Source organism: Methylobacter svalbardensis (assembly GCF_037671525.1).
Taxonomy (GTDB): Bacteria; Pseudomonadota; Gammaproteobacteria; order Methylococcales; family Methylomonadaceae; genus Methylobacter_A; species Methylobacter_A svalbardensis.
Window position 1 is genome coordinate 1 of sequence record NZ_JAWPOH010000111.1, and the last position, 5820, is coordinate 5820.

Annotated in this window: 6 protein-coding genes; 2 read left to right on the plus strand and 4 right to left on the minus strand. The window is 36.0% G+C overall.

Annotation, left to right across the window (positions count from 1 at the left end; genetic code table 11):
- Positions 1 to 571 precede the first annotated feature (571 nt).
- The 4 genes from RW114_RS19535 to RW114_RS19550 all read right to left on the minus strand — a co-directional run bounded on the left by RW114_RS19535 (position 572) and on the right by RW114_RS19550 (position 3398).
- Positions 572 to 871, minus strand: a complete 300-nt coding sequence (locus RW114_RS19535) for a hypothetical protein (RefSeq protein ID WP_340124416.1) — start codon at positions 869 to 871, stop codon at positions 572 to 574.
- A gap of 576 nt (positions 872 to 1447) precedes the next feature.
- Positions 1448 to 2149, minus strand: a complete 702-nt coding sequence (locus tag RW114_RS19540) for a hypothetical protein (RefSeq protein ID WP_340124417.1) — start codon at positions 2147 to 2149, stop codon at positions 1448 to 1450.
- Between the two features lie 8 nt (positions 2150 to 2157).
- Positions 2158 to 2889 carry a P-loop NTPase family protein gene (locus RW114_RS19545; RefSeq protein WP_340124418.1) on the minus strand — a complete coding sequence of 244 codons (732 nt, stop codon included), beginning with the start codon at positions 2887 to 2889 and terminating at the stop codon, positions 2158 to 2160.
- 29 nt (positions 2890 to 2918) lie between these two features.
- The gene (locus tag RW114_RS19550; protein WP_340124419.1) at positions 2919 to 3398 is read right to left on the minus strand and encodes a hypothetical protein; all 480 of its coding nucleotides are present in this window, start codon (positions 3396 to 3398) and stop codon (positions 2919 to 2921) included.
- A 724-nt stretch (positions 3399 to 4122) separates the two neighbouring features.
- Here RW114_RS19550 and RW114_RS19555 point away from each other — a divergent pair.
- Both RW114_RS19555 and RW114_RS19560 read left to right on the plus strand, forming a co-directional pair.
- Positions 4123 to 4518 (plus strand): plasmid mobilization protein, encoded by a 396-nt coding sequence (locus RW114_RS19555; protein WP_340124420.1) that lies wholly within the window; start codon positions 4123 to 4125, stop codon positions 4516 to 4518.
- 54 nt (positions 4519 to 4572) lie between these two features.
- On the plus strand, positions 4573 to 5646 hold the full coding sequence (locus RW114_RS19560) for a relaxase/mobilization nuclease domain-containing protein (RefSeq protein WP_340124421.1): 1074 nt from the start codon (positions 4573 to 4575) through the stop codon (positions 5644 to 5646).
- Positions 5647 to 5820 lie beyond the last annotated feature (174 nt).

A 5820-nucleotide genomic window follows, 5' to 3' on the forward strand; every position in this document is an offset into this window, starting at 1 on the left:
CTTCCAATGCAATTTTGGCTTTTTGAGCCCCTGTAAAAATCTTCCGTTTGCTTTCGCTCATTTCCTGCTTCTCATTTTTCGACAGAGCATAGCTTAAACTATTGTCCGGAATTCGGGGTCCACTATAGGGGGCTATAATTGACGGGCAAGTTGTAATCGGTGATCTAGATATGGGATCTATAAATGATATAACAGAGTTGCATTCAGTGATGTGTGACGCTGAATTTTGGGTAAGTAATAATTTTGAAATGTTAATGGCTCTGGTCGAAAAACAAGACTTGGATGTACTAGTTGATCAAAATCAAGTCAATTCGCCTGGACTTTGATCCAGGTACTTTCCAGGCATAACTTATCAGACCTACAGAAATAGTGTCTGACGAAGTATATATGATCGTGTGGAATTTCAGGTTCAGCGCATCCCACATGGTGTTTAACACTCGACATTAAAAATAATCAATACTGCCAGATGACGTGCTTTCATAAGACACGATAGGAACCAAAGAGTTCAATATTTCTCCTTCAAATAAACTAAGTCACTGATTCTAAATCAGCGTTATTTTTAATGGAAAAGTTAATAGTAATAGTCATTTAAACTATTCCTCATTGCTGTTTCGACGGCTGCAAGTGACATGTAGTTGTCCATCAAGTGGCCAGAGATATTAAAAGTCTGCCATTTGTCATATGCATTTTTATTAGGATTGAGTCTTAGGTAATAATCTTGATCGTAGCACTGATCTGCAATAATGTAGCGGTTCAAAAAATGTTCTATGGACGGCGGATTTTTGAAAATGAAATCTTGCGCTTTGAGTGCTGCAGCTGTAAATCCTACGAATTCATCAAGATAATCATCACCCTGGAATGCGTAAGTCATTGATCCACCGCCTAATGAAATAAGGCAGTCATCAATTATTTCAATAAAGGGGTAACGAATTACGCTTCCGCAATGGTTGAAATAAATTCTAGCATATTCCATGCTTTCCGAGCGTGAATCGTACGTGACAGCTCTAATGTCAATATTTTGCAGTTCAGCTTTGATACGCTAAGTTAATTGTTGCTGGGTAATGGAATTAAACATCGGTATCTCCTTTAATTTACTGAATTTATTGCTGCTAATGAGCGTTCAGCCTATTTTTGTGGTTATCTCATTATATGTGTCTGATACATCATTACTAATACAATGCCTGTCATGTCGGTTGTGGTCACGATTTTAGGCGTTCATTGTTGGCAGGCTATCTCCAATGATGGACCAGGCTGCGGTTAATGATTGATACAGGGTAAAGCAGATGTGGTCGGCGGGTGTTCGCTCGTAGTATTCGGAACTACATTCTTGGCGTTTGGTATTGCTGACAAGAGATAGTTCGATGATCAATCCGTGGTACGTCTGTGGCTTTAGATTTATGTGGACTTGATGTCTCTGTCTACAGGTGGGCCGAGGTCAATCTTAGCGTTATGAATCAACCTTTTTTTTATTGATGAACTTATCGTAAATAATAAAGGCAATACCAAATACCATCATAAAACTCATTACCCATCCAGACGGAAAATTCCATATTAACTGGTAAATGTAGGTAGATTTAGTATTTCCTTCTCCCATGCTAATCCATGGAAGAGTGGAGTTACCAGTGGCAATAATGGCGGTAACGCTATTAGTCAATATAATGATCAGCATTTGGATTAACGCGACGATGCCGACAGTTGACCAAATCTTTATCTTTTTGGCGTTAGTTGAAGCTTCAATTAATGCTTTTTGCTGAACTAATAATATTCTTTCGGTTGATTCATTGATTTGGTGTAGTAAGGCATATTCCATAGTGGTAAAGTCCTGAGCAGTTTTAAATGCTTTTCTCTCAATATCGATTTCTACGCGCCTTATTTCATCTTGAGTCGCCTCTTTAATCTGGGTAATGCATTCGTCAACGACACTTGAAATTTTTTCGGGTACTGCATCGTATAGCGATTGATACCGTTCCAGTTGCAATAATAGGAGCCATAGCGTGTCCGTGCTGCCAATTTTAAGGGCATCTTTAACGCGATGCAGTCTATCTCTTTCTTCATCAGTGATAGCTCGATCAATTATTTCTTCATAAGCCTTCTCAATATTATTAATGTTGTCGTATTTTTTACTGGCTAGATCGCAAGTTGTTTCCATAGATCACCTTAAGTAATTGATGAAAATGCAGTTATTGCATCATCCAGCCAGGCTTCAAGTCCCATTCTTTCAGAAAAATCAAGCCGGTCAGACGCTAAAGCCTGAGCAAATGGTTTTTTAATTGGTTTTAATGCGCGCTTTAGTCGCTTGTTTAATTCAGGTAAAAAGACTTCTGAATTATTTTCATTCTGCAGTAAGTCTTTCCGGATATTAGAATTTTGCCAGTCTAAAAACTCATTTTCATCAGCAAAGAAACCGTTTTTTACGATTATTAACTTGTCGATTAGATCGTTGTTATTAATGGATGTGTGTTTTAGTAGTTGAATGCTGTCAATTGCTTCGCTGAGCATCCAGATCATATTCAATTTGTAGCCAAGGCTATCAAGAGCCTTTTTAAACTCCTTACGCTGCTCAAGCATCGAAAATTCAATTTGTGCAGGCATGGAAATCACGATATGCGTATTTTTATTTTTGTTTTTATTCATTAAGTTGTATAGATCCCACCAGCCATTTTGCTCGCCAAGATCAAATTGATGTATCTCAATATCATCTGATTTTTCATCGTCTATGTTCAGCTTTATGCCTAAAAATTCTCTATGAATATCGGCATTCGACTGGTCTGCGTCAATCACTATAAAGTTCTTATTTTCAAACATTAGCTTATAAATAAATGCCTTGCAGCATATTGACTTGCCGACGCCACCCTTTTCAGAATGAAAAATTGAGATTGAACTGGTCATTAAAATTACCTTTATTTGTAGAATTAAATTTATAAATCTTCATCAATTGTTATTGGGCTTCGTTTTGTGTGTTTTTCTGAAGGCTCTATTGTCGTCGGAGTCTGGTTATCTTCTTGATCATCATTAGGCTTTTCTGGTGTAGATCGACCTTCATGTAGATGAGTAGTACAAGAAGAATTTGTAGGTATTCTATGTCTTCTGGATGCTGACTTCTGTTTTTTTGCAATCCTATTTCCTTTATCGTCAGTATTTCGAATCACTGTTCGAAGTGTTTCTGGAGACAAATCCAGATTGATTCTTGAAAGTTGTTTAACAATTTGCTCGGCAGAAAAACCTCTATCAAGTAGGGCTTTAATTTCTTCATGATGTTCAATTATTAACGATGTTGCGCTTTTCTTTATTGATTTAGGAATAGGCTCTAATTCTGAAAGCTCCTTCAAAATTAAACCAAATCTATTCTCTATATCATTTGTTATTGCTTTGCTGCCGCGTTTTTTCATAATAGCCATAACTATGATTAAGTATTTGTTCGAACAATAATTGAGTAAATCTTGGTTACTAAAATTATAGCTTAGTAACTTATTGACAATCAAACTCCGTGGATATTAATTTGTTGATTCTTGTTGTTTTATTTTGTAATTAATGTTTTGTTAAGAAAATAGATTACCTTCAGTTTCTCTATGTATTTGTTTTAATTTATAACTTTATATTTAGTGTGAATTAATAGTGTATTTTTAGTGAAAATTATTTTTATATTTTTTTGCTATAGCAGGCGCACTTACGATTATATTTAATCATGTATTGTTAATGGTTTAATTTATATTCAATGGTCTTAATAATGTGTGAATAGTGCTTTCTCAGAACTGTTTAATGATGTTTGATTAATTTCGCGTCAAAAAAACATTCAACGAGTCTTTCACTTTTTATTGATCTCATGTTTTAATTTAAATTATTTTTTGTTTTACTATTAAGTTTAATTTTGTTTACTGTTAGAATTGTTGTATAGGATTAATTTGGCATTTACCAATTGTATAAATTATTGGTTACACAACTGTTTAATGTTGTTATTAATTATTTATAGTCAAAAAATTGTGACAAGATGCCCCGTTCAGTACTATATTAAAATGCTTACGCATTTTTATATAGTTCTTTACGGTTTCTTGTTGGGGGTAAACCACCCAAACCCCAGCTACGCTCAATTTATATATAGAATATAGTCTTGGATCATAAAACATGGCAAACAAAATACGAAGAAATAATCAATTTACAAAATCAGATAATCCACGTGATAAGTTCATTAAATTCTATGTTGATCAAGATGAACTTGACGAAATTAAACATAAAATAGCTTTACTCGGTGTGATTTCTAAAATTTCGATAAGTGAGTATTGTAGAAAAAATGTGCTAGGGAAAAATATATTAAATAATGAGCATGCTAATTGTATATATGCCTTGTACGGTCTTGGTGCTAAGTTAGGAGGACTTAAAAATGAACTTTTTAACTACTCTAAGAATGGCACACATTACAGTAATGAAACAGCTAAGGTTTTTGTTGATATAAGTGTGACGCTAGCGGTAATTACGAAATTTGTTGAGAATATTAAAATTAGTGATATGAACTCAAAATAAATACACTTAAATCAAATGATGGATAGATCATAAAATTAAAAAAGGATTGCTATTTTGCCTACCGGAAAAGAACCCAAAAAACTACGTAGAGGGTCAAGCTTTCGCGCATTAACTGATTATATTCGTGATGCTGAGAAAACACAGGGGAACGTGTGGGTTATAAATTGCTTAAGCATTGGAAGCGCCGCTGCAGGAATGTCTGCAACAGCATTGCAAAACAAGCGTTGTAATTATCCTGGGTATCATGGAATTATCACATGGCCTTCTGATGAAAAACCAACACCTGAGCAAGCTAAGGAGGCGGGCATTATTACGTTAAAAGAACTTGGCTTTGACGTCGGGGATTGTGGTCATCAGGCTATGATTGCATTGCACAGAGACACCGACAATTGGCATATTCATATTGCTGCAAACAAGGTACATCCCGAAACCCTTAAGCCGCTTCATATTCACTACTCTCACGAGCGGCTTCACGCAGCGTGCCGTGAGGTCGAGATTAAGCAAGGCTGGAGCAATCAGAATGGATTAATGGAAGTAACTTACGACGTTGATGGTGAAGCTAATATTGTTAAATCTTCTTATCGCAACGAACGCAATAGAGGGGTTAGTCAGCAATCACTTGATTATGAAAAACACGCTGGTGTTTTTTCTTTTGAGCGCTATATGTTTGAAACGGTTGGCCCATCATTAAAAGAAGAGTTAAAAGCAAAATCAACCTGGCAGAGTATTCACAAATTATTAAATGAATTTAATGTGAAAATCGTTGAAAGGGGTGGCGGCTTTGCTTTTGCAGACCAACCACTTTTTAGATCAGATTTTACAGAAGATCAGAAATTAATAGAAGTTCAGCGTGCTGGTACAACACACTCAGCAGCTGGTAAAGTAGGATATTTTGCGCGGGGATCTGCTTTAATCAAAATTCTGGGAGCATTTGAGGCTAATAAGGTTGATCTTGGATTACCAAAATTTCGGTACAACCAAAGGTCTGAATTTGGACGTGAGCAATTAGAAGCTAATGGACAGCAAGTAATTCGAGAGCTATCTCAAAAAGATAAAGACGAAGGCAGACTTAAACTCGATGTTCAAGTTTTTAAGCTTAGAAATACAGCCGGAAAACGGGTAAGCTAATCAGTGTAAACTGCCACGTATTTCAACACTATGTTGATGTACGAGCCGGCACACTTTATAAAATCGTTTGTCACTGATTTAGATGCAGCCCTGGGAAAGCTAAAGTCCAATGCCAGGCTGACGCACCTACAAAAGACTTGGCTAGGATTTTGTTTAACGGGGATGTTACTGACC

Coding starts and splice junctions, on each gene's coding strand:
- RW114_RS19535 (WP_340124416.1), bottom strand. CDS start 871: ATGACTTACGCATTCCAGGGTGATGATTATCTTGATGAATTCGTAGGA.
- RW114_RS19540 (WP_340124417.1), bottom strand. CDS start 2,149: ATGGAAACAACTTGCGATCTAGCCAGTAAAAAATACGACAACATTAAT.
- RW114_RS19545 (WP_340124418.1), bottom strand. CDS start 2,889: ATGACCAGTTCAATCTCAATTTTTCATTCTGAAAAGGGTGGCGTCGGC.
- RW114_RS19550 (WP_340124419.1), bottom strand. CDS start 3,398: ATGGCTATTATGAAAAAACGCGGCAGCAAAGCAATAACAAATGATATA.
- RW114_RS19555 (WP_340124420.1), top strand. CDS start 4,123: ATGGCAAACAAAATACGAAGAAATAATCAATTTACAAAATCAGATAAT.